At 42.7% G+C, this 26835-nt stretch carries 26 protein-coding genes; 4 read left to right on the top strand and 22 right to left on the bottom strand.

Annotated elements, in window-relative coordinates:
- Positions 1–3: 3 nt before the first annotated feature.
- The 14 genes from ACP7A0_RS08140 to ACP7A0_RS08075 all read right to left on the bottom strand — a co-directional run bounded on the left by ACP7A0_RS08140 (position 4) and on the right by ACP7A0_RS08075 (position 13663).
- Positions 4–963 carry a gluconeogenesis factor YvcK family protein gene (locus ACP7A0_RS08140; RefSeq protein ID WP_426004810.1) on the bottom strand — a complete coding sequence of 320 codons (960 nt, stop codon included), beginning with the start codon at positions 961–963 and terminating at the stop codon, positions 4–6.
- Entirely contained in the window at positions 964–1851 is an 888-nt protein-coding gene (rapZ, locus tag ACP7A0_RS08135; RefSeq protein WP_034660713.1) for an RNase adapter RapZ, read from the bottom strand.
- A gap of 39 nt (positions 1852–1890) precedes the next feature.
- Positions 1891–2355 (bottom strand): 8-oxo-dGTP diphosphatase, encoded by a 465-nt coding sequence (locus tag ACP7A0_RS08130; protein WP_003213484.1) that lies wholly within the window; start codon positions 2353–2355, stop codon positions 1891–1893.
- Between the two features lie 357 nt (positions 2356–2712).
- Positions 2713–3663, bottom strand: coding sequence for a thioredoxin-disulfide reductase (trxB, locus tag ACP7A0_RS08125; RefSeq protein WP_034660715.1), 951 nt, complete (start codon positions 3661–3663; stop codon positions 2713–2715).
- Positions 3664–3896: 233 nt separating this feature from the next.
- Entirely contained in the window at positions 3897–5279 is a 1383-nt protein-coding gene (locus ACP7A0_RS08120) for an NlpC/P60 family protein (RefSeq protein ID WP_106036495.1), read from the bottom strand.
- Between the two features lie 363 nt (positions 5280–5642).
- Entirely contained in the window at positions 5643–7103 is a 1461-nt protein-coding gene (locus ACP7A0_RS08115) for a tetratricopeptide repeat protein (protein ID WP_066031706.1), read from the bottom strand.
- Positions 7104–7233: 130 nt separating this feature from the next.
- Positions 7234–7863, bottom strand: coding sequence for a bifunctional phosphoribosyl-AMP cyclohydrolase/phosphoribosyl-ATP diphosphatase HisIE (gene hisIE / locus ACP7A0_RS08110; protein WP_034660080.1), 630 nt, complete (start codon positions 7861–7863; stop codon positions 7234–7236).
- Positions 7860–8618, bottom strand: coding sequence for an imidazole glycerol phosphate synthase subunit HisF (gene hisF / locus ACP7A0_RS08105; RefSeq protein ID WP_060597354.1), 759 nt, complete (start codon positions 8616–8618; stop codon positions 7860–7862). The genes hisIE and hisF overlap by 4 nt, the downstream gene beginning before the upstream one ends.
- A complete protein-coding gene (hisA, locus tag ACP7A0_RS08100; protein WP_375566388.1) occupies positions 8615–9352 on the bottom strand; it encodes a 1-(5-phosphoribosyl)-5-[(5-phosphoribosylamino)methylideneamino]imidazole-4-carboxamide isomerase in 738 nt (245 codons plus the stop codon). The genes hisF and hisA overlap by 4 nt, the downstream gene beginning before the upstream one ends.
- Complete coding sequence (gene hisH, locus ACP7A0_RS08095) at positions 9349–9987, bottom strand: imidazole glycerol phosphate synthase subunit HisH (RefSeq protein WP_034660083.1); 639 nt, start codon at positions 9985–9987, stop codon at positions 9349–9351. Before hisH ends, hisA begins: the two co-directional genes overlap by 4 nt.
- Positions 9987–10571 carry an imidazoleglycerol-phosphate dehydratase HisB gene (gene hisB / locus ACP7A0_RS08090; protein ID WP_034660084.1) on the bottom strand — a complete coding sequence of 195 codons (585 nt, stop codon included), beginning with the start codon at positions 10569–10571 and terminating at the stop codon, positions 9987–9989. The genes hisH and hisB overlap by 1 nt, the downstream gene beginning before the upstream one ends.
- Complete coding sequence (gene hisD, locus ACP7A0_RS08085; RefSeq protein ID WP_034660085.1) at positions 10568–11857, bottom strand: histidinol dehydrogenase; 1290 nt, start codon at positions 11855–11857, stop codon at positions 10568–10570. The genes hisB and hisD overlap by 4 nt, the downstream gene beginning before the upstream one ends.
- Positions 11854–12495, bottom strand: a complete 642-nt coding sequence (hisG, locus tag ACP7A0_RS08080; protein WP_003213329.1) for an ATP phosphoribosyltransferase — start codon at positions 12493–12495, stop codon at positions 11854–11856. The genes hisD and hisG overlap by 4 nt, the downstream gene beginning before the upstream one ends.
- Positions 12488–13663, bottom strand: coding sequence for an ATP phosphoribosyltransferase regulatory subunit (locus ACP7A0_RS08075; RefSeq protein WP_375566392.1), 1176 nt, complete (start codon positions 13661–13663; stop codon positions 12488–12490). The genes hisG and ACP7A0_RS08075 overlap by 8 nt, the downstream gene beginning before the upstream one ends.
- Positions 13664–13896: 233 nt before the next feature.
- Between ACP7A0_RS08075 and ACP7A0_RS08070 the strand changes: the two genes are divergently transcribed.
- Positions 13897–14691: a C39 family peptidase gene (locus tag ACP7A0_RS08070; RefSeq protein WP_106030539.1), complete on the top strand. Its 795-nt coding sequence runs from the start codon at positions 13897–13899 to the stop codon at positions 14689–14691.
- 224 nt (positions 14692–14915) lie between these two features.
- Here the strand turns inward: ACP7A0_RS08070 and ACP7A0_RS08065 are convergent, their stop codons facing one another.
- The 7 genes from ACP7A0_RS08065 to hprK form a co-directional block, all read right to left on the bottom strand.
- Positions 14916–15557: an NAD(P)-dependent oxidoreductase gene (locus tag ACP7A0_RS08065; RefSeq protein WP_375566394.1), complete on the bottom strand. Its 642-nt coding sequence runs from the start codon at positions 15555–15557 to the stop codon at positions 14916–14918.
- An 85-nt stretch (positions 15558–15642) separates the two neighbouring features.
- The gene (locus ACP7A0_RS08060) at positions 15643–16071 is read right to left on the bottom strand and encodes an Rrf2 family transcriptional regulator (RefSeq protein WP_060597360.1); all 429 of its coding nucleotides are present in this window, start codon (positions 16069–16071) and stop codon (positions 15643–15645) included.
- A 69-nt stretch (positions 16072–16140) separates the two neighbouring features.
- A complete protein-coding gene (locus ACP7A0_RS08055; protein ID WP_060597361.1) occupies positions 16141–16659 on the bottom strand; it encodes an acyltransferase in 519 nt (172 codons plus the stop codon).
- Between the two features lies 1 nt (position 16660).
- Complete coding sequence (gene ppaX, locus ACP7A0_RS08050) at positions 16661–17311, bottom strand: pyrophosphatase PpaX (RefSeq protein ID WP_426004802.1); 651 nt, start codon at positions 17309–17311, stop codon at positions 16661–16663.
- Positions 17308–18252 carry a nucleoside recognition domain-containing protein gene (locus ACP7A0_RS08045; RefSeq protein ID WP_060597362.1) on the bottom strand — a complete coding sequence of 315 codons (945 nt, stop codon included), beginning with the start codon at positions 18250–18252 and terminating at the stop codon, positions 17308–17310. Before ACP7A0_RS08045 ends, ppaX begins: the two co-directional genes overlap by 4 nt.
- Positions 18253–18271: 19 nt before the next feature.
- Positions 18272–19096, bottom strand: a complete 825-nt coding sequence (gene lgt, locus ACP7A0_RS08040; protein WP_426004799.1) for a prolipoprotein diacylglyceryl transferase — start codon at positions 19094–19096, stop codon at positions 18272–18274.
- 11 nt (positions 19097–19107) lie between these two features.
- Positions 19108–20040, bottom strand: a complete 933-nt coding sequence (gene hprK, locus ACP7A0_RS08035; RefSeq protein ID WP_003212943.1) for an HPr(Ser) kinase/phosphatase — start codon at positions 20038–20040, stop codon at positions 19108–19110.
- Between the two features lie 177 nt (positions 20041–20217).
- Between hprK and nagA the strand changes: the two genes are divergently transcribed.
- Genes nagA through ACP7A0_RS08020 form a run of 3 tightly spaced genes read left to right on the top strand, consistent with a single transcriptional unit; the run spans position 20218 to position 22883 of the window.
- Complete coding sequence (gene nagA / locus ACP7A0_RS08030) at positions 20218–21408, top strand: N-acetylglucosamine-6-phosphate deacetylase (protein ID WP_066031700.1); 1191 nt, start codon at positions 20218–20220, stop codon at positions 21406–21408.
- Complete coding sequence (gene nagB, locus ACP7A0_RS08025) at positions 21408–22133, top strand: glucosamine-6-phosphate deaminase (RefSeq protein ID WP_426004796.1); 726 nt, start codon at positions 21408–21410, stop codon at positions 22131–22133. The genes nagA and nagB overlap by 1 nt, the downstream gene beginning before the upstream one ends.
- A gap of 24 nt (positions 22134–22157) precedes the next feature.
- On the top strand, positions 22158–22883 hold the full coding sequence (locus ACP7A0_RS08020; protein WP_034660099.1) for a GntR family transcriptional regulator: 726 nt from the start codon (positions 22158–22160) through the stop codon (positions 22881–22883).
- Positions 22884–22916: 33 nt separating this feature from the next.
- Here ACP7A0_RS08020 and ACP7A0_RS08015 read toward each other — a convergent pair whose 3' ends face one another.
- Positions 22917–26780 carry a metallophosphoesterase gene (locus ACP7A0_RS08015; protein ID WP_426004794.1) on the bottom strand — a complete coding sequence of 1288 codons (3864 nt, stop codon included), beginning with the start codon at positions 26778–26780 and terminating at the stop codon, positions 22917–22919.
- Positions 26781–26835: the final 55 nt, after the last annotated feature.

Here is a 26835-nt window from a genome sequence, read left to right as displayed (position 1 = left end):
TTCCTATTTTTTCTTATGCAGCAGGTCGACAAGCAGCGAGGCTACTTTCAGCGTGTCGTGACGAATCACATGCTGGTCATATGTAATGATTTCCCCAGGGATGACTTCCAGTCCCATTGCCTTGAGTACATCTGTGTCGAACTGTACAGGCTGTGCCTGTTCTTCTGCATATTTTGCTTTGATCTCTTCTGGAATTTCTTTATTGTTCACAAAAATGGTATCGATAAATGGACGAACCATATGATCATTTAATGCCTGCACATGATCAGCTGCACTGTAGGAAAGCGTTTCCCCTGGCTGCGTCATGACATTGCAAATATACACTTTTTTCGCCTTCGAGCGAATCACTTCTTCGCCAATATGCGGTACAAGCAAGTTTGGCAGGATACTCGTATACAAGCTGCCTGGCCCAATCACGATCAAATCAGCTTCACGAATGACTTGAATCGATTCTGGGAGCGGTTCAATCGTATCGGGTGTGAGGAACACTCGTTTAATTCGCTCACCGTAGGTTGGGATTTTTGATTCTCCTGTCACCACTTTCCCGTTTTCTAATTCAGCATGAAGTACAACACTTGAATTCGCTGCTGGCAAGACTTTTCCTCTCACATTTAAGACCTTGCTCATTTCTGTGACGGCATGAAAAAAATCACCGGTTATATTTGTCATGGCCGCAAGAATGAGGTTGCCAAGAGAGTGGCCTGTTAAGTCATTCCCTTTGTTAAAACGGTGCTGAAATAAGTCTTCTACAAGCGGTTCAACATCAGAGAGAGCTGCAAGGACATTTCGAATATCGCCTGGAGGCGGAATATTCAAATCATGCCGCAGTCTGCCTGAGCTGCCTCCGTCATCAGCAACCGTTACAATAGCGGTAATGTCCACTGGCTTTGTTTTTAGCCCTCTGAGCAAAACAGATAAGCCAGTGCCCCCACCAAGAATGACCACCTTTGGAAGTGTCGTCATCTATTTTCTGCTTCTCTTTTCAATGTCCCGGTGAGTGACATGAGTGTAGTAGTCATTTTTAAAATACTCCGATAAGTAGTTAGCTAGCGTCACTGATCGGTGCTGTCCGCCTGTACAGCCAATAGCGATCACAAGCTGACTTTTTCCTTCTCGTTTATAGGACGGAAGCATAAAGCTGAGAAGGTCAATTAATTTCTCTGTGAATTTTTGTGTCTCGCTCCATTTCATTACATAGGAGCGCACTTCTTCATCGTTTCCAGTCTGTGGACGCATGCTCTCAATATAGTAAGGATTCGGCAGAAATCTCACATCAAATACAAGATCAGCATCAATCGGCAGACCGTATTTAAAACCGAAGGACATCACATTCACTGTAAACACCTGCCCTTGGTTCGTGGCAAAGTGCGCGACAATTTTTTCTCGAAGCTGTTTTGGTTTTAAATCCGATGTATCAAAAATCATTTGAGCCCGGCCTTTTAACTCTTCTAACAGGTCGCGTTCCATTGCGATTCCTTCGAGGGGCAAACCTGTTGTCGCAAGGGGATGCGAACGTCTCGTTTCTTTGTATCTTGAGACAAGCACCTTATCGTTTGAATCTAGAAATAATATTCTTGGTGTGATCCAGCCAAGATCACTCATTTCATCTAAAGCTGCAATTAAGCTGTCAAAGAATTCTCGTCCGCGTAAATCCATCACAAGGGCGACCTTGCTCATCTTAGAATTCGATTCCTTCATGAGCTCTAGGAACTTCGGTAAAAGTGATGGCGGCAAGTTATCTACACAGAAGTAACCTAAGTCTTCAAAGCTTTGAATGGCAACGGTTTTCCCCGCACCTGACATTCCTGTAATAATCACAAGCTGAATATCTTCTTGTTTGTTCGTATTCATGCCTGCTTCCTCTCCTTCTTTATGAAAACGGTTCATGTATTAGTCTCCTTGAGGATCTAACCGATAAGCAATCAATTCAAAATCAGGTGTATACGTAAAAGTACCGTGCAGAAGTCCTTTTCCCTTTAGCATGAAATCAAGAATATGGGAATCTCCTGGAGCCATCGGTAAATGAGGCACATCTTTTACTTCATGCCACTTTAAAATGCCTTCCTCTGACTCTGTCACGTTTTTTCCAGTAAATGAATCTGCCATAAAGGTGAACATCATCCACTCTTGAACGATTTGATCGCCTTCTTTTATGATAAAGGTAAAAACACCTTTTAACTGAGGATTTAAAATATAAATTCCTGTTTCTTCTCTATACTCTCGAACGACTGAATCCTTGACCGATTCTCCGCTTTCCATTTTGCCGCCCGGCGCTACCCACCAGCCCCGTCTTGGCTTTTGCAGCAAGAGAACTTGATCTTCGTGATGCAGCACACAATTGGTTACTCGTTGCATCAGCTGTCACCTACTCTTTTATGTCTTTAACTTATTATACAGGTTCATCCTGACTCTCACAATGAACATGCCCTTTCTTCACCGAAAACAGACCGGATTTCGTCTGAAAGAGGTGGCGGGCAATTTCTCTACTCTTTATTTTACAGCATCTAATGGTTCTCCATGCGTCATTTGTGAACATCTCATGAATTTCTGATTTTAAGCAAAAAAAAGGACACGGATTCTCATCCGTGCCAAACATGTATTCCTTATAAAAGGGGGTCAATTACTAGTTTTATCATAACGGATAATTATTTCACCCGTGTTACATTCCAGTTAAAAGCCCATGACGCTATATTAAGGATTTACGACAGCCATTTATTTCGCTGCTTTCAGCTTTTCAGCAAGCTCTTCTACATAATGCTGTGCGCTTTGTGCGGCAATACTTCCGTCACCTGTTGCTGTCACAATTTGACGTAGTGTTTTTTCACGAATGTCACCAGCGGCGAAAATGCCTTCCACTCTTGTTTCCATTCTTTCGTTTGTCTCGATATATCCTTCTTCATTTGTAATGCCGAGATTTTCAAATGGTTTAGATAGTGGGAGCATCCCGATATAGATAAAGACGCCGTCTGTTTTAAAGTCTTCTTCTTCACCAGTCACCGTATCAATCAAGGTCACACTGCCGACTTTACCGTTTTCTTCATTAATTTGTTTAACGGTTTTGTTCCACATGAAGTCGATTTTTTCATTATCAAAAGCACGCGCTTGTAAAATGCTTTGTGCACGAAGTTTATCGCGTCTATGAACGATCGTTACTTTTGACGCAAAGCGTGTGAGGTATACACCCTCTTCTACCGCAGAGTCTCCGCCGCCAATGACCACGAGCTCTTTGTTTTTAAAGAAAGCACCGTCACATACTGCACAGTAAGAGACGCCCCGGCCGCCAAGTTCTTTTTCACCTGGTGCACCGATTTTTTTGTATTCAGCACCTGCCGCAATAATGACAGAGCGTCCTTTGTATTCTTTTGAACCGGCTTTGACGATTTTGTACTCTTCACCGTCTACGATTTCTTTGATATCGCCATATGCATACTCAGCACCGAATTTCTTCGCATGCTCAAACATTTTATTTGAAAGTTCTGGCCCTAAAATGCTTTCAAAGCCAGGATAGTTCTCGACATCTTCCGTATTTGCCATTTGACCGCCTGGAATCCCTCTTTCAATCATCAATGTTGAAAGATTTCCCCGTGATGTATAAACAGCGGCTGTCATTCCGGCAGGTCCCGCTCCAATGATGATCGTATCGTAGATTTTTTCTTCTGACACAACTGTCACTCCCTCTTCAATTGCTGCTAGCATTTCTTATTAGAATGCCCTTGGGTGATGCTTCCATTCATGACAGAGAGCATCAATTCCACTCTTACTTTTATTCCTTACCCATATCCTATTAAATCTGCGGATAATAAGCGAATCATTTGCTCATATCTTCAAAAAAAGAAAAAGCTTCCTTAAACTGCTGTTTAAGGAAGCCTGTTTACGGTTATATAGTAAGTAACGATTTATTCAACGACTCTTCTCACAACGCCATTGAATGCTTTTTTCCAGTAAACATTGCTCATAGAGTCAACTGAAACACCGCGAGAGCTGTTATCGTTCAAGAATGTACCGTTTCCTAAGTAAATACCAACGTGTCCATTTACTTTATACGTATCAAAGAACACAAGGTCTCCGCGTTTCATGTCAGATGCACTTACAGCTCTTCCTTTACCTACAAGCGTATCTGTTGTTGTACCGCCAACTGGTCCAAGGTTGATGCCTGCTGATGCGAATGCCCAGCGAACGAATGAAGAACAGTCAAAACGACGTGCATCAATATCGGCTTGTGATCTGCCGCCGCCCCATTTATACGGAGATTGTCCAACGATGGTAGAACCTGTGCTGATTGCCCCTTCGATTCCGCCTACGTTACTGCTGACAGGTGATCCACCGCCAGAAGATGGCTTCTTACTTGGTGAACTGCTGTTGTTATTATTATTTGAAGATCCACTGTTACTGTTATTTGAAGACGGGCTGCTGTCGTTAGTTGAGCTGTTGTCTTCCGCTTGAACACTCGCTTGACGCTGCTGTTGTCTTTGTGCTTTTTCTTCTTTTGCTTTTTGAGCTGCTTCTCTCGCTTCTTTTTCAGCTTGTTTTTGAGCAGCGATTGTTGCGTCTTTTTCAGATGCAATGCTGTTAGCCTCACTGTTTAACTCGCTGATTTCAGAAGATGCACTTCCCTTTTGCTTTTTCACTTGCTTGAATAGCTTGTCTTTTTCATCAAGCTGTTTATTCAAGTCTGTTTGAAGCGTTTCAAGCTTTGCAAGTGTCTTTTGAACATCTTCAAGCTTTGTGTTTAATTCGTTTTCAGACTTTTGAAGCTCAGCTTTGTCTTTTTCTTGCTCTTTAATGATTTCGCTGTCTGCGTTGATGAGTGTAGATACTGCACCTGCACGGCTGATGAAATCGCTAAAGCTTTTCGCTCCTAGTAATACATCTATGTATTTCGTAGAACCGCCGCTTTCTTGAAGCGCACGTACACGCTTTTTCAAGAACTTGTTTCTATCTTCAATACGTTTTTCAGTATCAGCAATTTCTTGTTTCAGTGCTTTGATTTCTTTTTTTGTTTTTTCATTTTCTTTTTGTTTTTCTTCGATTTGATCACTTGTTTTTAAAGCTTTCTCGTCAATTTCTTTTAGCTTTAGTGCAAGTGCCTCTTGTTTTGCTTCAAGCTTTGAAAGCTCATCTTTTTTCTTTTGAAGGTTTTTGTTGACCTCAGATTGCTTGTTGTCCAGCTCTTGTTTCTTTTGTTCAAAGTTCTGTGCGTTTGCTTCATGAGTAAATGGGATAAATAAACCGCTCGCTCCGATGACCGAAGCTAAACCGAAAGTAATAAACTTTTTCACGAATAGTTCCTCCTTTGACAATTTCCAAGCGACATGAGAAAGCAGCAAATTCTCTGCGGCCAATCTGTGCTATCTATGTCTTTCTTCCTGATTGATCAGTCAGATGTTGACCAGATTGTTTCTATCACTAGGTGTTTCATTATGTATAGTAAAATATCTAAATATATGTCTTTGTTTTAATCCACGATTTTCATTATACATGAGACATCGACAAAATGAGCTAATATTTTTATTACATTTATGTTTCAAAAACATGTCGTGATTGTCATACTTCGCCAAATCCTTGCAAATCCCACCTTTTTATCCAAGAAAAAAGCATGACCTTTTCGGCCATGCTGCAATCTGCTGAATCTATTTACCTATTTAATCAATTAACGTACAAATGACTTGTTCATATTTAGACAGTGTTTGAACGCTGATCTGAAAAGAGGCTGCAATCTCTTTTTTGCTCACAGCTGATTCTTCTTGCTCCTTCATCCATAAATAATAAGATGCTGCTGCCCATGCAGGCGCATTTTTCTTATCTACGCCAGAAGCACGTGCCTGCTGAATAATATGGAATAACCAAAAATAAGGCATATGGCTGTCAGGCTGAACTGCTTCTTCCAAGCTGAATGCCGCCTGTTTTGCGAAAACCGCATCTTCTGAAAACGACCGTTCTTCCATTTCATCTTCGTATAAGAGCAGTTCGATGAATTGCTGTTCGAAGGCTGTTTTCGCTGCGTGTGCATCAAGGACAGATTGAAGAACGTCACGTTCCCCTTTTTGTTTGCTCACATAGTACGCAGTCAGCCGCTCCTCAATGGAGACCATTGGCTCAGTCTCCTCGGGTTTATCCTGCCACGGCTTGATTTCATCTGCATCGATATCTTCTTCGACCATCTTATTCCAAACCGTTTGTGCAAGCGTTTTGTGGCCTGTATAATAAGCTGCGCTTGCGAGCCAGTATAAAAATGTACTATCTCCCTGAAAGCCTGTTTTGTACAAAGAATAAAGCCATTTAAAGGCCCATTCAAATTCTCCAACTAGGGCAAATGTTGCGCCAAGCTTATAACGCTGTTCACTTAATATTGGATACACGTGCGTTAATTGCTTCGCTAACGTATTGACCTTTTCTTCTTCTTTTTCATAATGATAGAAGACAAGCTGGTTGCAAAGGGCATGCAGATTACCCGGATTTTCATGAAGAACCCGGTTCAACATCTCTTTCGCCTGATGGATTTGACCAGAATAAAAATAGGCCAAAGCGAGATTATTATACGCTGACCAAAATTCTGGATACTCAACAATCATCTGTTCCAGCATTTCAATGGCTTCATCAAGCCTGCCGCTTTCTAGCAAGTGATTCGCTTGATCCTGCTTGACAATCAGGTCATCCTGATCGTAAGGAAAATCTTCGTCCTCTTCGTCGCTCATATCGAGCAGGTCGAGGAGATCGTCATTTTCATCTGCAAATTCCCCGTTCTCTTCCAATGAAGCATAGGCAGTAGCTGACTTATATGCCTCTTGAAAGAGTCCTAGATTCGCATAATTATTGGCTTTAAAATAGTGACACTCAGACATGTTTTCATCGATATGTTCAAGTATGAAATCAAGCAGTTCATTTGATTGTTGGTAATGACCCATTTCAGTATAAATAATGGCAAGCTGTGATAGCATTTCTACATTTTCAGGCTCAAGTACGATAGCCCGCTGTATCAGCTTACTCGCTTTAGATAGATTTCTTTCTCTATAAGCTTTTAGACCTTTATGAAAAAAGTAATGCCCATCTTGGAATAGCTGGACGACTTGTGTGTGATTATTTTGAGAAGTGTATTTACTCACCGATACCCTCCATTTCGAACAGTGTACCGTGTGTAGTATAACATACTTCACGAGTCGTCACATAGAACAAAAGAAAAGGAAGGATTTGTTTTTCACTCAAAAACAAAAAGCCAGAGGTGCCCCCGGCTTTTCACTCACCTTGATGACGCTTTTTTAATACTTTTAATACCTCATCAAGCGGCAATTGCTGTTCACGTAATAACACAAGCAGATGATACAGGAGATCGGCTGTTTCCCATTTCAATTCTTCTTGATCCCGGTTTTTCGCTGCAATGATGACCTCTGACGCTTCTTCCCCTACCTTTTTTAGGATTTTATCGACCCCTTTTTCAAATAGATAGGTTGTATAAGCGCCTTCTGGCATTTCTGTCTGACGTTTTGCAATCACCTGTTCAAGTTCATTTAAAATCGCAAAACGATCCTGCTCTTCCGTTTGAAGCTTCACGCCTTCTTCCGAAAAGCAGCTATAGCTGCCAGTATGGCAGGCTGGTCCACTTGGTGTGACAAGAACAAGCAGAGCATCTTTGTCACAGTCATATCGAATGGATGTGACTCGCTGAGTATGTCCAGATGTGGCGCCTTTGTGCCAAAGCTCGTTTCTCGACCGGCTGTAAAACCATGTTTCCCCTGTCTCCAGTGTTTTTTCATAGGATTCTTGATTCATATACGCCAATGTCAATACTTCCTTACTTTGAGCATCCTGTACAATTGCAGGTATCAGGCCTGCCTCATTAAAGGATAATTCGTTTGCCTGTTTCATCTGACCTTCACCCCGTGTTCTCTCAAGTATGTTTTTACCTCTTGAATTGAAGTCTCTTTATAATGGAAAATGGAGGCTGCTAATGCTGCATCAGCTTCTCCTTTTGTAAATGCCTCCAGCATATGCTGGGCATTGCCAGCGCCTCCCGAGGCAATGACAGGCACGGTGACGGCTTCTGACACAAGCTTTGTTAATCGATGATCAAAGCCTGTTTTCTCACCGTCGGCATCCATACTTGTCAGTAAAATCTCTCCTGCTCCCCTCAGCACGGCTTCTTTTGCCCAATCGCTGACCTCTATATCCGTTTGACGGCGCCCTCCGTGTGTGTAGACCATGTACTCTTTTTTCTCTTCATCGTACTTTGCATCTATTGCGACGACGATGCACTGGGAACCAAAGAAATCGGCGCCTTCTGAAATCAGTTCTGGTCTTAACACTGCCGCTGTGTTCACAGATACTTTGTCTGCACCCGCTCTTAATATGCGCTTCATGTCATCAAGGTGGTTAATCCCGCCGCCTACCGTAAAAGGGATGGCAAGAGTGGACGCCACTTGCTTGACCACATCCACCATCGTTTTCCGGCCTTCATGAGAGGCAGAAATATCAAGAAAGACGAGTTCATCCGCCCCTTCCTCATCATACATCTGCGCTAATTCTACCGGATCACCAGCATCCTTTAAGCCGAGGAATTGCACCCCTTTGACCACACGCCCTTCCTTCACATCGAGACATGGAATGATTCGTTTTGTCATCATACGCGGTCAAGCCCTTCAATTGCTTCAGCTAAAGTAAACCGCTTCGTGTAAAGGGCCTTTCCAATGATCGCACCAGAAACACCTGACTGTTTTTGTGCTGACAGCTTTTGAAGATCAGCTAGCGCGCTTACACCACCTGAAGCAATGACTTGTTTGCCGGTAGCTTCCGCTAAGCGAACTGTACTTTCCACATTGGGGCCAGACAGCATGCCATCCATTTGAATATCCGTGAAAATAAAGACCTCCGCGCCTTCCTTTGCCAATTCTTTGCCGAGTTCCTCCGCCTTCACTTTCGACGTTTCAAGCCACCCCTCAGTCGATACAAAGCCATTTCGCGCATCGATCCCAATCGCTATTTTCTCCCCATATTGCGCCAGCATTTTTTTCACAAAGGCGGGATTAGAAACAGCGGAGCTGCCAAGGATGACTCTAGCTACACCTTTGTTTATATAAAAGGCAACGTCTTCTTCTGTCCGAATGCCGCCGCCAATTTGTACATTCACATCTAAGGATGAAGCAATCGCCAGTACATGCTCATGATTGACGCGATTCCCTGCTTTTGCACCATCTAGGTCAACGAGATGAATCCACTTTGCTCCTTCATTTGCAAACCGCGCAGCCATATCAAGCGGCGAATCTCCATAAATGGTTTCTTGATCATAATCTCCTTGCACAAGCCGTACACATTTGCCATTTCTCATATCAATCGCTGGATACAATGTAAATTCACTCATTTGTTCACCCTCTGTTCGTTTGCTAATTGAATAAATTGTTTGAGCAGCGCCATTCCCGTTGTACTGCTTTTTTCAGGGTGAAACTGTGCGCCAAGCACATTCCCCTTGCCGACAACTGCTGGTACTTGAACGCCATAATCCGCACTTGCTAATTGCTCTTTTGGATTCATATCACTTACATAATAAGAGTGAACAAAGTACGCAAATCCTTCCGGTACACCATCAAACAATGGGGAGGGCTGATGAAATGTGAGCTCATTCCACCCCATATGAGGCACCTTCAGCCTTTGCCCATCCTGGTCGCGATCCTTTAAAAGAACGACACGCCCTTTTAACAGCCCCAAACCTTTCGTACGTCCTGCCTCTTCACTTTCTTCAAATAACAGCTGCATCCCGAGACAAATACCAAATAGCAGCTTTCCTTCCTGCACAACTTGGTGGATAAACTCTTCAAGTCCTGTCTGTTTTAACAGCTGCATCGCATCACGAAACGAACCGACCCCAGGCAAAATATAAGCATCTGCCTTTTTGAGCTCCTCCACATCAGAGGAGACGATATAACTGGCACCTGCTCGTTCCAGTGCTTTTGATACGCTGAACAAATTTCCCATTCCGTAATCAATGACTCCGATCATTAGAGCATCCCCTTTGTCGAAGGAATCCCTTTCACACGTGGATCAATGGTTGTTGCCTCATCTAGGGCACGTGCCATCGCTTTAAAAATGGCTTCAATCATATGGTGCGTATTGGTTCCGTAGTGAACAATCACATGAAGATTTATACGAGCTTCTAGCGCAAACTTCCAAAGAAACTCATGCACAAGCTCTGTATCAAAGGTACCGACCTTTTGACTTGGAAAGGCCGCTCTCATTTCCAAATGAGGGCGATTGCTTAAGTCGACCACGACCTGGGCAAGCGTTTCATCCATCGGAACAAAGCTGGAGCCATACCGCTTAATTCCCTTTTTATCACCTAACGCTTCCTTAAACATTTGCCCAAGCACGATGCCGATATCTTCTGTTGTGTGGTGATCATCAACATCCGTATCTCCTTTCGCATCGACGGTCAAATTAAAGTGTCCATGCTTCGTAAATAAATCAAGCATGTGTGTCATAAAAGGGACATCTGTTTGAATATCTGCTTTTCCTTCCCCATCAATCTCTAACGCTAACGAAATATTCGTTTCATTTGTTTGTCTCGCTGTTTCCGCCTGTCTCATGACGATTCCTCCCGCTTTCTCGATTCAATCGACCTTGCATGCGCTTCGAGCCCTTCTAATCTGGCAAAAGCCGCAATGCTATCCCTGTGTGTCTCAAACGCTTCTTGACTATATGAAATAATGCTCGTTTTCTTTTGAAAATCGGTCACACCAAGCGGGCTGGAGAATCTAGACGTTCCGTTGGTTGGCAGCACGTGATTTGGTCCTGCAAAATAATCTCCCACCGGCTCAGGGCTATAACGCCCTAAAAAAATCGCCCCTGCATGCTTGATTTGACCAAGAAGTGATTCTGGATATGCTGTCAGCACTTCTAAATGCTCTGGCGCTAACTGGTTGACGACGTCTACTGCACGATCCATGGAATCTGTCACGTATATACGGCCATGATTTTGTATGGATTGTGCGGCGATTGATTTTCTTGGCAAGGTATCCAGCTGCGTTTTCATCTCAGCCTGCACGTTTTCAGCAAGTGTCTTAGACGGTGTCACCAAAATACTAGATGCCAGTGCATCATGCTCTGCCTGCGAAAGTAAATCGGCCGCCACCTCACGTGCCATTGCTGTATCGTCTGCTAGAACAGCAATTTCACTTGGACCGGCAATCATATCAATGTCTACCTGGCCAAATACTTCCCGCTTTGCCAGCGCTACATATATGTTGCCTGGACCTGTGATTTTATCAACAGACTGGATGCTTTCTGTTCCATAGGCAAGTGCCGCAATCGCCTGCGCACCGCCCATTTTATACATCTCAGAAATACCGAGCTCCTTTGCAGCAGCCAGTACAGCGTCTGAGAGATGGCCATCTTTCCCTGGAGGTGTGACAAGGACAATTCGTTCAACACCAGCGACAAGCGCCGGAATCACATTCATTAAAACAGATGAGGGATAAGCAGCTGTTCCGCCGGGGACATACACACCGACTGCATCGAGCGGTGTCACCTTTTGTCCAAGCATCGAGCCATCCTGCTGGTGATAAAACCAAGAGGATGTCAGCTGACGCTCATGGTATGTGCGAATATGACGGATAGCCGTTTGGATCACCTGAATCATGGCTGGGTCCATGCGTTCGGAGGCTTTTGTCATTTCCTCCTCTGTGACAAGCGGATCTTCAAGCAGCACTCCATCAAATTGCTTTGTAAAAGATTGTACCGCTTGATCACCATTTAGCCTCACTTCTTGTATAATCCGCTGAACAGCCAGGCGCTGCTCTTCCGTGCCTGTATCTAAAGTCCGCTTGAGTGAGAGTGTCTCTGTCTCACCTTCTTGTATATAGGTGATGTTCATGATGTTTCCTCCCCTTCAATGATTCTTGCAAGGCGCTGCGCCATTTCATCGATCACCGCATCCTTCATCCGATAGCTCACAGGATTGACAATAAACCGTGACGTAATATCACAAATATGCTCCGTTTCAACAAGTCCATTTTCCTTGAGTGTTTGACCTGTAGAGACAATGTCAACAATACGATCGGCGAGTCCGATGAGCGGTGCTAATTCAATTGAACCATTCAGCTTAATGATCTCCACCTGCTCCCCTTGTTCTCTAAAATAGGAAGATGCGACATTTGGGTACTTTGTTGCCACACGCGGCGCGACACCGCCCCAGCTGGCTCCCGGCAATCCGGCAACCGCTAAATGGCATTTGCTGATGTTTAAATCGAGCACTTCGTACACATCACGAGCTTCTTCGAGCATAACATCCTTCCCTGCAATGCCAACATCTGCTACACCGTGCTCTACATAAGTCGTCACATCCATTGGCTTCGCTAAAATAAAGCGGAGGTTTTCTTCCGGTACATCAATGATTAACTTTCTTGAATCCTCGAATTCCTCTGGCAGCTGATATCCCGCCTGTCTTAACAACCCAGCTGCTTCTTCAAATATCCGGCCCTTTGGCATCGCCATCGTCAACACTTTACCCATTTGACTCTCCCTTTCTAGCGCCGATAAAATAAGTCACCTGCTCAAATGCCTTGGTCATCGCGTCAATATTTTCAATCCCTGCTAAGTCTTGCAGGACGATCTTTTTCCCTTTTGACCGCTCCTTTTCTGCAAAAGCAAAAGCCTCCAGCCGTTGTTCTTTACTAAAAATCACTGCCTCCTGCGGCTCATTGATTTCTTTTGCATCAAGCGCTTCAAGCAGACGGTCTAATCGAAGTCCGAATCCTGTAGCTGGTGCAGGTGCATTAAAATGAGCCAGCAATTGGTCATATCTGCCGCCACTTCCGATGACTGACCCAACATGATCTGCAAATACTTCAAACAAAATGCCCGTGTAGTAGCTCATATGACTCACCATGCTTAAATCTAAACGGATATATTCTGTACAGCCGTAATCTTCAAGTGTTTCCCAAAGCGATTTTAACTGTGTGAGCACCTCTTTTCCCTCTTGTGAAACGACGATTTCCTTTGCCCGCTCTGTGACTTTCTGGCCGCCTCTTAACTCTAAAAGCTGTAACAGCCTCGTTTTATCGATGGAGGAGAGTGGCAATTGCTTCACATGCTGGCGGTATCCTACATAATTCTTTTCATATAAGAATCGGCGGAGGACGTTTGCACGCTCTGTATTTCCCAATACATCTACAAATAACGTCTCTGCTAAAGCGACATGCCCGATCGCGATTTTGAAGGACTTTAGCCCGGCATTTTTTAATGCAAATACGACAAGCGCGATCACTTCAGCATCTGCACTAATCGACCCGTCACCAATCAACTCAATTCCGACCTGCTCAAATTCTGATGGCCTTCCGCCTTCTCTTTCCTGCGCCCGGAACACATTGGCCGCATACCCAACGCGAAGCGGATACGCCTGTTCATGAAGCTTTGAAGCCGCCACTCTCGCAATAGGTCCCGTCATATCAGGTCTGAGTACAAGGGTTTGCCCGTTCTGATCTAAAAGCTTAAAGAGCTGTGTATCTGTAATCGCCGATTGAACACCGACTGTATCGTAAAATTCAAGCGTTGGTGTCTCCATCAAACGGTAACCCCAGCCATTCATGACCTCTGTTAATGAATGGCTCACTTTTTTCTTCGTCTCATACAATCCTGGTAATGAATCCCGCATACCATATGGTTTCTCAAACATAAACATGCTCTTCTGCACCTCCAACACATTAAAACAAAAAATTCCGAATCCTTTAGTTCGCTAATATGATAATATGCTAACAAAATAAAGTAATTAAATCAATCATTTTTATTTTCTCTCTATTTTCATGAAAAATTTGTGGAATTATTACATTCAAGTGACACCTGTCCCTTTTCTGCATGTTTGATAAAAGAACGTGCTATAATACTTAAAAATATTGAATAACACAGGAGATTACAGTGAAGTTCATCCAGACATTAATCTTAACTTTGTTGTGCGCATGCCTTGTTTATTTCGGCTTTATATACGTGACACAAATCGACCAAGTCAAGAAGGCAGCTTCACCACACAAAGCAGCCAAAGAAAAAGAAAGCGATACGGCACTCGCAGCTGAAGAAACACGATCAACGAAAAAAACAGACAACACATATTCTTCTTTAAAAGGAAGCAAAAAAGCCATGGACGTCATCCTCTACAATCAAATGGATGCCCCAAAGCTTTATAATGGATGCGAAGTCACAAGCTTAGCGATGCTTCTTCATTACAGCGGCTATGAGCAAGTGACGAAAGACGCATTGGCAAATGAAATCAAACGTGTTCCGCTCAATTATGAAAATGGCTTAAAAGGAGACCCGCATGACGGGTTTGTAGGCGATATGGAAAATGGACCAGGTCTTGGTGTATACCATGAACCTATTTATCAGCTTGCGAAAAAATATGCGGGCGCTCAAGTCGTCGATTTAAGTGGAAAACCTGTCAAAAAGGCCATCTATCAATCACTTGAAAAAGGGTATCCTGTTTGGGTAATTACCACATCCACCTTTGACAAAATAGATAACATCGAAACATGGAATACACCAAATGGCAAAATAGATGTGAGCTTTAATATGCATAGCGTGGTCATCACGGGCTATGACAAGGAACATGTCTACCTAAATAACCCATACGGTGAAAAGAATCAAAAAGTCGATCGCAATCAGTTTGAGGATTCTTGGGAACAGATGGGCCGGCAGGCGATTATCATTAAAGCGTAGAACACCTTTCTCATTGAAAACATGAAAAAACATCCTCTAGCCGTATAGAGGATGTTTTTTTCATGATGATCTTTCTAGTATTTCCTTCAGGCGGTCTTCAAGCTTTGCAGCTGTCATTACTCCTCCGCCTACAATGAAGTATTCAACCTTTTTTTAGTAAAAATGAGAGATAATTCTTGATCGTTAGACTTCTCACTCATCGTTTTTAGCGGCAGTGAAACGACTTATTCTGCTTCAGATACAACGGTAAAACGTTCTCCAACATGGGCAGCCTGCTCAATTTCATCGACAAGGGCAATGGCGTAGTCGGCATAGCTCACATAGCTGTCACCTTTAGAATTGACAATCAGCTGGTCTTTCCCTTTCACATAAGAACCTGTGCGTTTGCCTTCTGGGTCAAAGAATGCAGCAGGGCTGAGGAAAGTCCATTTTAATCCTTCGGTCTGTTGAAGATCTTTTAGGTTTTCACCTTGCTGTGAAGCAGTCGCCACATACTCCTTTGGAAATTCTGGTGTATCAACAAGTCTTGTTGTTTGAGCCTCATCAACAAATAGACTGCCTGCTCCGCCCACAACGATTAAACGCGTATCGGGTACCTCTTTCAAAATATCAATAAGCTTTTTCCCAGCCTCTACGTGAAGGTGCTCTTGTCCAGCAGGTGCACCAAATGAATTGACGATGACATCAAAGCCTTTGATGTCTTCTGCTTGTAAATGAAACACATCCTTCTCGATAACAGCTACGGATGAATCTGTCACCTTTTGTGCATCTCGAACGATGGCTGTCACTTCATGTCCTCTAGATTGAGCCTCTTTTACAATTTCCTGTCCTGCTTTACCTGTAGCGCCAATAATACCAATCTTCATATGAATTCCTCCTGTAAAATGATTTTATTTAATAAATAAAGGTGTAACAATTATAGTTACAACAGAGGTAAAAAAAATTGAATAATCATCCAATTTTTTTGATTAACAAATGCGTTAGTTCACTTAATTTGATCTCAGCAAGCACTTGCTCCATCGCACTTTGAGCGCGGCACAAGATTAACTCAAGCACAGCCTGAATATTTGCACCGATCGGACAGTCAGGATTTGGGCTTTCATGGATTTGAAACAACTCTCCCTCATCCACGACTTCAACCGCTTTATACACATCAAGCAGCGTGATGTCGTCTTCACTGCGGTTCAACTGAGAACCACCTTTGCCAAGACTCGTTGAGATTAGGCCTGCTTTTTTTAATTTACTCATAATGCGGCGGATGACCACTGGGTTTGTATTCACACTTCCCGCGATATCCTCCGATGTCTGTAATGATCCTTTTTCAAGTGATAGCAAGGCCAGAATATGGACAGCGACAGTGAATCTGCTGCTGATTTTCATGTTTTCTCACCTCTGTTGTAATCATTATAGTTACACCATAACATATTGTCAACAAAAAAGTCTGCCGAGCTACTCAGCAGACGTAGATTGACGTGCTTTCATTTCTTCTTTCGTATAAATCATGCGCATTGGATTTCCTCCAACAAATGAGCCCGCTGGAACATCCTTATGAACAAGTGTACCAGCCGATACGATCGCCCCATCCCCAATGGTTACACCAGGTAAAATGGTTGAATTGGCTCCAATTAAGACTTCATCACCAATATAGACTTCCCCAAGTCTGTATTCTTTAATCAAATACTCATGGGACAAGATGGTCGTGTTATAGCCAATCACACTATTTCGACCGACCGTGATTTTCTCAGGAAACATGAGATCCACCATGACCATTAAGGCAAACGCCGTATCCTCGCCGACCTTCATACGAAGAAAGGTTCGGTATATCCAATTTTTCATTCCCATAAAAGGCGTGTACCGTGCTATTTGAATGAAAATAAAGTTTTTCACCACTTTGAAAAAGGGAACCGTCCGATAGACTTGTCGTAACGAATTGACCCCTTTTACAGGATAACGATCTGTTTTTCTCAACTCAATCAGCTCCAACAATCGTCAGGAGATCACTCATTTTCTTCAGCATGAAATCAGGGCGATGCTTTAAAAGGGCCTCTTCTCCCTTAATCGACCAAGCAACACCTGCTGTTTTTGTTCCTGCCGCTTGACCAGACAAAATGTCGTGATAATTATCACCGACCATCACCGCTTCATGCGGATCACTGCCAAGCTTGGATAATGCCAGCTGGACAGGTTCTGGATGCGGCTTCTCATTTTGGACATCATCGAGCGTCACAATCACCTCAAAGAATGGCTCTAAACCTGTCAGCTTCAAACCCATTAAAACCGTATCACGTATTTTTGTTGTGACTATCCCAAGTTTAAATCCTCGATCCTGCAGGACTTTCAATGTATCTAAAACAGTCTCATATTCAGTCACAAGCAGATCATGCTGTTGATGATTAAACGTTCGATACATCTGAATCATATCATCCGTTAGCTCAGGGTCCATCGCAGAGAATGTATCAAACAATGATGGACCAATGAAATGAAGGATCTCTTCACGGCTGTACTGACCAGGATAATAATGATCAAGCGTATGTTGAAATGAAGCAATAATTAATTCATTCGTATTGATTAATGTGCCATCTAAATCAAATAGCACGGTGTTAATAGTTGATTCGTTCATATGGCTTCCTTTCTAACAGCTGCAAGCTCCCGCTTCCGCCAAATATAGCTAATGGCAGCTGTTAATAAAATAGCAGATATCAGACGGATGACAAGAAGCGGCCACACAGGAATCCCAAGTGGAATAAATATCAGCGTATCTTCGACCACTGCATGGCAGGCAACAAGGAAAATGAAAGCAAGGGTTAAATCCTTTTTACTCACGCCGTCCTCTTCCACTGCCTTCATCATCACGCCGGCTCCGTATGCCAGACCGATGGTTAATCCAGCTACCATTGTCATCGACGTATTTTCTTTCATTCCAAGCATTCTCGTAAATGGAGACAGCCACTTAGACAGCGTATGGAGCCATCCTAAATCTCTCATGAATTGAATGATGATCATGAGAGGGATGACGATACAGGCGAGCTGGACCACACCGAGTACAGCTTTTTGTAAAGCGAGAAGGACAATCATGTACCAGCTGGAAGGCACATCAGCCGGCTGAGCTGCCGTCAGCAGTCCATATTGTGCTGGCTCCTGGCCTCCCTGCCAAACGAGATGAATGACAATAGCCGAAATAACAGCAAGGCTGATTCTGACCAGCAAAATGATAGACACTCTGAGTCCAACCTTTGCTGCCACTGTCGATTCGATGATCAGGTTATGGCAAAAGGACAGCATCACGGCCAAAATGAACACTTCCTTCACAGGAAGATCTAGTGTCAGAATGGCGGCTATGCCCGCATACAAGTTCAGCACATTTCCTAATACAAGCGGAATGGCCGCTTCTCCTGAAAGACCAAACAACCCCATAAATGGCCGTATGAATTGTATGATCCAATTCATAACAGGCGTATGCTGCAAGATACTGACGAGAATGGTAACCGGAAAGATGACTTTTCCAAGTGTCCAAGTTGTCGATAGCCCTGCCTTTAAGCCGCTTTTCCATGTCTCTCCCATCTCTTCTGATCCCCCCTGCTTAATTCGATGAGTTGTTCTCTTTATAAGGAATCGATGCGTATCCTTTCATTCTTCTAAAGATCATCAGCAGAACAGCCACTGCAAAAATGGCAATCGAAATCATTTGAGCGATTCGTAGATGTTCTGTCAGCATCAAGCTGTCCGTTCTCATCCCTTCAATGAAGAAACGACCGATTGAATACCAGATTAAATAAGACAAGAAGATTTCGCCTCTGCGCAGCGATGTTCTGCGTAATAAAATCAAGATCACAACACCGGCAAGATTCCATAATGATTCGTATAAGAACGTTGGGTGATAATAGGTCCCATCAATATACATTTGATTAATGATAAACTCTGGCAGATGCAAATTCTCTAAAAAGGTTCTTGAAACCGCCTCACCATGCGCTTCCTGATTAATAAAGTTCCCCCAGCGTCCAATTGCCTGCGCTAGTAAAATACTAGGTGCTGCTACATCGGCTATTTTCCAGTAGGACACCTTTTTCACTTTTGTAAAGACGATCGCTGTCAGCACAGCACCTATCAGCCCGCCATGAATAGCAATTCCACCATTCCAAATCTTAATGATTTCATTTGGATGCTGCTGATAGTAATCCGATTCGAAGGATACATAATAAATTCGTGCACAAATAATGGCTATTGGAATCGCAAATAAGATTAAGTCAATAAACGTATCTTTATTGATTCCTCTTTTCTCACATTCTCTCAGTGCGAGCCAGAGTCCTACCAAGGCTCCGACCCCAATGATCACACCATACCAATGAACCGAAAGAGGTCCGAGCTGAAAAGCAATCGGATCAATTGGCTGAATCGCTTCGTTCATATAGACAACTCCTATTCATCCTGGCCATTGTCTTCAATGACATCGGCAAGTTTACTTGTAAATTGTTCCGCCGCATTATGTCCCATGCGTTTTAACCTGAAGTTCATCGCAGCCACCTCAATGATGACCGCTAAGTTTCGTCCTGGTCGTACAGGGATGGTCAGCTTCGGTACATCTGTATCGATGATTCGCATCTTCTCTTCTTCAAGTCCTAAACGATCGTACTGTTTGCCTTGTTCCCAAAGCTCAAGGTTCATCACAATCGTAATTCTCTTATAGCTTCTGACAGCACCGGCTCCAAATAAGGTCATCACATTAATGATACCTAATCCACGGATTTCTAAAAGATGTTCAATCAGCTCTGGTGCGCTTCCAACTAACGTATCCTGATCCTCTTGACGGATTTCCACGCAATCGTCTGCGACCAGCCTGTGTCCCCTCTTCACTAGTTCTAAGGCTGTTTCACTTTTTCCTACTCCGCTTTTTCCAATTAACAATACACCTACACCATATACATCTACGAGCACGCCATGAATCGCAGTCGTTGGTGCAAGCTTACTTTCTAAAAAGTTGGTCAACCGACTCGAAAGTCTTGTCGTTTTTAGGCTTGATCGTAACACAGGGACGCCATTTTCATTTGAAGCTTCAATTAATTCCTTCGGCACTTCACGATCTCGTGACAAAATAATTGCAGGGGTAATATCTGTACAAAGAGACATCATTCTCTGCTTTCGTTCGCGTTCTGGGAGTTGTTCAAAAAAAGAAAGCTCTGTTTTCCCTAAAAGTTGAACTCTTTCTTTTGGGTAATATGTAAAATAACCAGCCATTTCAATACCTGGTCTGGAAAGATCACTGATTGTAATGGGACGATTAATCCCTTCTTCCCCACTTACCAGTTCAAGATGAAATTGTTCCATTATGTCCTTCGTACGAACTTTCGGCACGTTTCTTCCTCCTTTTATCACAGGCGATTCAGAAATACAGCTCTATTTTATCACTTTCAATGATGATCCCAAAACAGTATTTTATCCTGATCCTGTTTCATCTGTTTCACTGGTATAGACAACTATACTTAAAAAGGGTAAACTAAGTCAAAGACAATGACTAAAGGGGGCACAATCATGAGCAGCTCTTTATTGCTCTCCAATATTCATATTGTGACAAAGACTGAAATGATTGCAAACGGTTTTGTCGGTTTACGCGACGGCAAGATTGACTATATTTCAACATCACCACCGACAGGAAATTATGAAAAAGTATATATTTCCCGGGAAAACTTTTATTTACTTCCCGGAATGATTGATATTCACATCCATGGCGGATATGGAGCAGACATGATGGATGCGACATCAGAAGCCATGAATACACTCGCTGACTACTTACCGTCAGAAGGAACGACAAGTTTTTTAGCAACAACCATCACTCAAAACCATCATGAGATTGAGCAAGCACTTAAAAATGTCGCTCAGTGGAAACATTATAATGAAGAACAAGCAGGAGTTCAGGCACAATGTTTAGGTATCCATCTTGAAGGTCCTTTTATTTCTAAAGATAAAGCAGGGGCACAGCCTGTTCAATGGATAAAGCAGCCCGATCTCCCTCTTTTTGAAAAATGGCTGGATGCTTCTCAACAGCTTATTCGAATTGTCACGTTTGCACCTGAGGAAGACCCTGACTTTGCTTTTCTTTCTCTGTTGCAAGAAAAAAACATCATTCCTTCTATTGGACATACGAATGCCCATCATGACATGATTGAATTAGCAGCTAATCATGGTGCACGCCATGTCACGCATCTTTATAATGCACTGAGTTCATTTCAACATCGTGAACCAAACGCTGTTGGGGCTGCTCTTACGAACGAGAATCTTCATACTGAGCTGATTACAGATGGGATTCACTCCCATCCACTTTCCATCAAGCTTGCATATTTGGCAAAAGGAAGTGATCGTTTGATCATGATTACAGATTCGATGCGCGCAAAAGGACTCGGGAATGGGACGTACGAATTTGGCGGTCAAACAGTCACAGTCAGCGGCGAAAAAGCATTACTCTCAGATGGTACACTTGCAGGATCGATCCTGAGAATGAAAGATGGCGTCAAACGGATGAAACAGATTACACATTGTGAATGGACAGAGATAGCGAAGATGACCTCAACCAATGCAGCCATTCAGCTAGGACTTGACCAGCAGCTCGGTTCGATCGAAGTTGGAAAACAAGCAGACCTTGTGATTTGGGATCAATCTGGCGAACTAATGATGACGATCTGCCGTGGACAAATCGTCTTTGAGAAAAAGGAGGCCAACCACTAATGAAGATCATCGAATTTGAAGATAAAGAACAATTAGGAAAAGAAGCAGCAGCCCTTATCGCACGCACAATCGCTTCTAAACCAGATGCAGTACTTGGCCTAGCAACGGGCGGTACACCTCTTGATACATATCAAGAGTTAATTCACCTTCATCAAGCACACCAATTGTCTTTCAAACAAACAAAAACAGTCAATTTAGATGAATATGCAGGACTTGATCCAGATCATGAAAATAGTTATATGACCTACATGAAACGTCATTTATTTGATCATATTGATCTCCCTCAGGATCAGTATTTCCTTCCAAATGGCGCTGCACCTGATTTAGAAAAAGAATGCTTAGGATATGATCAGCTCATTCAAGATATAGGCGGCATCGACCTTCAGCTTCTTGGAATCGGTCAAAATGGACATATCGGGTTTAACGAGCCCGGTACCCCGTTTAACTCAAAGACTCATGTCGTGCAACTAGATGAAAACACCCGGCAGGCCAATGCAAGATACTTTTCTTCTATTGATAAGGTGCCTACACATGCCATTACCATGGGCATTGCAAGCATTCTTTCAAGTAAAAAGATTCTCCTTCTTGCATCAGGAAAATCAAAAGCGAAAGTGATACAATATTTAGAACAGACTGAGATACATCCAGACTTCCCAGCATCTGCTCTGAAACTTCATGAAGATGTGACAATTTTGATTGATCGAGAAGCTGGTTCACTACGCTAAAGCTAAACACGAGAGGATTTTCACATGTTTATTGATAAGCAGTCACCTATTCCGATGTACCATCAGATTATGGAGAACTTGAAAAAACAGATTGAGGATAGAACATTAGCACCTGATACACTCATTCCTTCTGAAAGAGAATATGCCGAACGCTTTGGTATAAGTCGAATGACTGTCAGACAAGCCTTATCGAACCTTGTGAACGAAGGATATTTGTATCGACAAAAAGGAAAAGGCACCTTTGTTAGCCGAAAAAAGTTTGAACAGCCGCTTCAAGGCTTAACAAGCTTTACAGAGGATATGCGCCAGCGTGGGCTTAAAGCTTCAAGCCAGCTGATTGACTTCAAAAAAACCGTATGTCCAGAGCACTTACTGCCTGTCTTACAACTGTCAAATAGCGATGCTATATTTGAACTCAAACGGATACGCCTTGCAAATGATGAACCGATGGCGATTGAAACGAGCTATATCCCTGAAGCATTTGCAGGAGATTTAACAAAGGAACATTTAACTGGCTCTATATATGAATATATAGAGACTCAAACAGGCCTTGCAATTGCTCATGCAAAACAAGAGCTTGAAGCGAATGTAGCTTCAAAGGAAGAAGCACACGTGCTGTCTATTTCAACAGGCGATCCCGTGCTCTCAATCGCAAGAACGACTTATTTTCAGAATGACATTCCGTTTGAGTATGTTCTCTCCGTGTATAGAGGGGATCGTTACAAGCTCATTCATACAATGGAAAGATAAACAGTGCCCTCATAAAAGGAGGAGCACTGTTTTTTATTTCCTAAGAAATGTTGCTTCACGATCATCTTTTGTATGAATTTTCCATATAGGCGAAATTGCTTTTCCTTGAAAACGATCTTTTGCTACAGTGTACCAATAATAGTCTTCATTTGGCCTTAAGCCTTTCCACTCAAAGCTTGCTTTTTTGCCGCTTTTTACACCGCGTGCCTCTCCTATCAGGATATTTGTGTAGACATTAAGTTCAAAATAATTGGTTTTGACAGATTTCATTTTCGGCGTCAAATCCACATCAATTGAAAATTCATCCTGATCTCCATACGTTTTAGGATCATAGAAATGCTCTTGATTCATATAAGGTGAGTACGTCGTAAAATGAAGCTGGTTTTTTTCTTGATCGGCTGTTATCAGCCTCATAAACCCTTGTCCACCTTCAGGTCCTGACTGATAATCAGCGAGTATTTGATATACTTTCCGGTCTACTTTGCCATCCTGGTCATCGTCAAGCTCATCTACTTTCCTGCTTGCTCCGTGATAATGGCCGCTAAATACTGCCACAATATTGGGATGGCGTTTCACCACCTGATGGAAGATGAGGTCGCCAATCGGGCTGCGGTTGCCACTCACCAACAAATACTCATGGAAATTTAAAATGACGATGCGATCGGGATGCTCAGAAATCACACGGTTTAACCAATCAATTTCATCTTGCTTAATCCCCCAGCCCATGTATACCATCATATAATCATTGCCAGCGGCAGAGATGAGATCATAATGACCTCGATTGTTTTGATAGGATTCACCATAGTAAGGTTTATTTGCAAAGCGTTTCTCCCCGAAATATTTCCCATATTCCGCATATAAGCCGTCCTTATGTCGAACATCATGATTTCCTGCTAAAACACCGTAAGGAATCTGATGCTCATCTAACACACGCATAAACGTATCGGCACGATGCCATTGTTTATCCTTTGAATCATCCACAATGTCACCTGTATGGAACACATATTGAATGTTTAACTTCTCCCTCTGGTCTCGGATCCACTCGACCATTTGTTTAAAGATATGAGGATAGCTCTTTGCATAATATTGTGTGTCAGACATCCAAACCATCTTATATGGCTTTTGCGCTTTGCTGATTTCATCCTGTACAAGCAAATCAAACGTATGATTCTTCATGTACTGTCTTACTGACAGCAGTCCTTTCAGGTAAAATTCTTTTTGATCTTTAGCAAAATGATGAGTGATTTTATCCCACTTTTCTTGCTGATGATTCCATGCATACATGGTCACCTTTCTCCCTGACAATGAACTCCCTTTCCACATCGCTTCGACGACATCCTTTTCACGTACATCTTGATGAACCTTGATTTGAAAACGATGATAAGGAAAACGATGTAAATCCTTCGTTTCAACTGACTTACCATCAGCAAATGCAATGCGATTCCTTTCTTGATTAGAAAAGATCATTTCTCCTTTTTCGTTAAAGCTTTTTGGCGGTTCTGTCTCCGCTGCATATTTCAAAATCTTCATTGATGGATGCAGCGATGTATATTGATAGGCACGGTAAAAGGAGTAATCCAGCTTATCATTCGTTGGATCCTTGGTGAGCACAGTTTGCTTAGACGATTTCATTTTCGTCTTATCTGCTACTCGTTCTGGTGTCTCAGGGTGTTCATGTACCGTTTTGAATTCTTTTTTCAACGTCGACATGTTCCCTGCGGCATCTTTTGCTTTAATTGTCAATGTGTGCTCACCCGGGTTTAATTCGCTAGAGGACGTCTGATATGGCAAGGAAATTGGCTTGCCATCTACATATGCCTTCATCTCCTCTATGTCACTCCAACGATCCGTTACCTTTGCTTTTAACGTAAAGGCACCTTTATATGGATCCTTTGTTTGAACGTTGGTCTTGATTTTCGGACCTGTGTTATCGACATTCACATGTACAGATGCAGATGCATGCTCGTCTGAGGTTTTGGCCTCAATCAAATGTGGCCCCTCTTTCAGCCTTCTTGTGTCCCACTTCATATAGGTTGAAACATAAGCTTCTTTTGGAATTTCAAATTGAAATATTCTTACCTTTTTGGCGTTACCGCTGTCTCCCATTTTCCATTCTTTTTGCGGCTTTGCATTGATTGGAGGAATTTGTGTTCCATTCGACAGGATCATCCGGACGTTTTTTAATTCAAAATCATCGTGATTCTCTCCAGGCAGCCGATCTACTGGAGAAGACTTCGTTCCAGCATGGAAGGAGAACGTTTGGGGACCTGCTTTTTTCATCTCTGCTTCTGGTATTGGCATTGTATAGGTACGATACACTTTTGTCGAATCATCAAAAATAGAAAGTAAGTGCTTACCTATGGACACACCATTTTTAAAATATAAATTTGTCCCTTTGACATCAAATGCGATATATGGATCTGCTTCAAGGGCAGAAAATACTTGCTGATTCCGCTTTCCATCTATCAATAATTCAATGCTTTTTTTCCGATCAGACGTTGCCTTTAATGGAAATAATCCTGAAACCGTATCTCCTTCTTCTACATTGAATCGAAGGCCGTGGGCTTTGCTAACCTGCTCCACATCAATCATTTTTTTCATCGTCATTGCTGTATTTTCGCCGTCTGACGCTTCAAGCTGATATTCCAATTGTTCTTTACCAATCAACTCGGGTGAGTAAATAATATGATGAAATAACCGGTCGTTATGATCTTTTTGAAGCAGTATTTCCTTGAAATCATCTTTCCGATTTGTTCGATAGCGAAGCTTGACGGTTTTGACGGCCTGATCATCCTGTACATCCGCTTTAATCTCTATGCTTTCAGTTGGTTTCACTGGTTTCCTCACTGTCATATCTTCAATCACAGGTTTATGGATATCTTGAGACATTTCTTTTTTCTCAGATGGAATTTGTGCTTTTAGCACTTTTCCAGGCGTAGGCTCTTCTTCAATTTTCGAGATCAGCTTCATTTGCGAAGTACCGTCCATTGGATATTTAAACAGCAAAGATTTATGCTCACTAAACCATGATGGCTTCAAACGAAATGCTGCTGAAGAAATCTCCTCCCCTATATTTGTTGTGATTGAAACAAGACGAGATTTAGAGTTGGACAGCCCTTTGCTCTCGATGACAGATACATGCTCTCCCTCTTTTAATTGACTTTTGTACATGGCATTGAAGTCCGCTACACTTAAATGCTCCTGCCCTTTTTTCCTCAGCCAGAAAACATAAGGTTTTCCAGGTGAAATGGTGACTGGATTTGCGTGAAAGGAATACACATCATCCATTTCAGTTCCTTGTGCAGGATTGCGGTAGCGAAGTTGATAATGTTTAAGAGAGATTGGCTCATGTGTCGTGTTATACACCTCGATAAATTCAAAGGCATCTTTGCCTTTGCGATTCTTTGAATTGACAACAATTTCCGTGATGACTAAGTCCGGAATGCGAGAAAGATCCTCTTCAAATCCATTTAAGTGGACAGATTGTTCTGCCGTTTTGATCACGGACTTTTGCGTAAGAAACTCTGTATAGTAACGAACGGTTGAATTCCATAATTGATCTGGCGGAATTTTCGCTGTAAATTCTGGCTTCATACCTGGTAACCGTTCCATTGGGATCAAACGGTACCCTAGTTCATCACTTTGTTTATAGTACAAGTTCGCAGACAAAATTTGTTCCGGATCCGTAATAGACGCACGAAACTGGAGATCACGGCTTTTTTCCCCTAGAACTGGACGGACATCCACATGAAATCGATCAAAGATAAAAGGAGAAAAAGGCTTGTCCGGTATATTGACTTGTGTTTGAATAAAAGGCCCTGCTGAAGCAGGCTGATTGAAACAAAAAAGAATGATAAAAAAACATAAAAGCATGATTTGTCTGCTCACGTTCACCATCGTGCACCGCCTCCTTCGGATATTGTGTCTCCTGAAGGAAGTTTTTATGTCAGAT

The sequence above is a fragment of the Bacillus sp. DWP3-1 genome, assembly GCF_049896565.1.
Taxonomy (GTDB): Bacteria; Bacillota; Bacilli; order Bacillales; family Bacillaceae; genus Bacillus.
Note: the sequence above shows the minus strand (reverse complement) of the source record. Positions and strands in the feature narration are given on the sequence as shown.

Excerpts from the sequence above, each read along its gene's own strand:
- ACP7A0_RS08140 (WP_426004810.1), bottom strand. The coding sequence starts at position 963 with ATGACGACACTTCCAAAGGTGGTCATTCTTGGTGGGGGCACTGGCTTA.
- rapZ (WP_034660713.1), bottom strand. The coding sequence starts at position 1,851 with ATGAATACGAACAAACAAGAAGATATTCAGCTTGTGATTATTACAGGA.
- ACP7A0_RS08130 (WP_003213484.1), bottom strand. The coding sequence starts at position 2,355 with ATGCAACGAGTAACCAATTGTGTGCTGCATCACGAAGATCAAGTTCTC.
- hisIE (WP_034660080.1), bottom strand. The coding sequence starts at position 7,863 with ATGAAACAGGCAAACGAATTATCCTTTAATGAGGCAGGCCTGATACCT.
- hisF (WP_060597354.1), bottom strand. The coding sequence starts at position 8,618 with ATGATGACAAAACGAATCATTCCATGTCTCGATGTGAAGGAAGGGCGT.
- hisA (WP_375566388.1), bottom strand. The coding sequence starts at position 9,352 with ATGAGTGAATTTACATTGTATCCAGCGATTGATATGAGAAATGGCAAA.
- hisH (WP_034660083.1), bottom strand. The coding sequence starts at position 9,987 with ATGATCGGAGTCATTGATTACGGAATGGGAAATTTGTTCAGCGTATCA.
- hisB (WP_034660084.1), bottom strand. The coding sequence starts at position 10,571 with ATGAGACAGGCGGAAACAGCGAGACAAACAAATGAAACGAATATTTCG.
- hisD (WP_034660085.1), bottom strand. The coding sequence starts at position 11,857 with ATGAACATCACCTATATACAAGAAGGTGAGACAGAGACACTCTCACTC.
- hisG (WP_003213329.1), bottom strand. The coding sequence starts at position 12,495 with ATGGGTAAAGTGTTGACGATGGCGATGCCAAAGGGCCGGATATTTGAA.
- ACP7A0_RS08075 (WP_375566392.1), bottom strand. The coding sequence starts at position 13,663 with ATGTTTATGTTTGAGAAACCATATGGTATGCGGGATTCATTACCAGGA.
- ACP7A0_RS08065 (WP_375566394.1), bottom strand. The coding sequence starts at position 15,557 with ATGAAGATTGGTATTATTGGCGCTACAGGTAAAGCAGGACAGGAAATT.
- ACP7A0_RS08060 (WP_060597360.1), bottom strand. The coding sequence starts at position 16,071 with ATGAAAATCAGCAGCAGATTCACTGTCGCTGTCCATATTCTGGCCTTG.
- ppaX (WP_426004802.1), bottom strand. The coding sequence starts at position 17,311 with ATGAACGAATCAACTATTAACACCGTGCTATTTGATTTAGATGGCACA.
- ACP7A0_RS08045 (WP_060597362.1), bottom strand. The coding sequence starts at position 18,252 with ATGGGAGAGACATGGAAAAGCGGCTTAAAGGCAGGGCTATCGACAACT.
- lgt (WP_426004799.1), bottom strand. The coding sequence starts at position 19,096 with ATGAACGAAGCGATTCAGCCAATTGATCCGATTGCTTTTCAGCTCGGA.
- nagA (WP_066031700.1), top strand. The coding sequence starts at position 20,218 with ATGAGCAGCTCTTTATTGCTCTCCAATATTCATATTGTGACAAAGACT.
- nagB (WP_426004796.1), top strand. The coding sequence starts at position 21,408 with ATGAAGATCATCGAATTTGAAGATAAAGAACAATTAGGAAAAGAAGCA.
- ACP7A0_RS08020 (WP_034660099.1), top strand. The coding sequence starts at position 22,158 with ATGTTTATTGATAAGCAGTCACCTATTCCGATGTACCATCAGATTATG.
- ACP7A0_RS08015 (WP_426004794.1), bottom strand. The coding sequence starts at position 26,780 with ATGGTGAACGTGAGCAGACAAATCATGCTTTTATGTTTTTTTATCATT.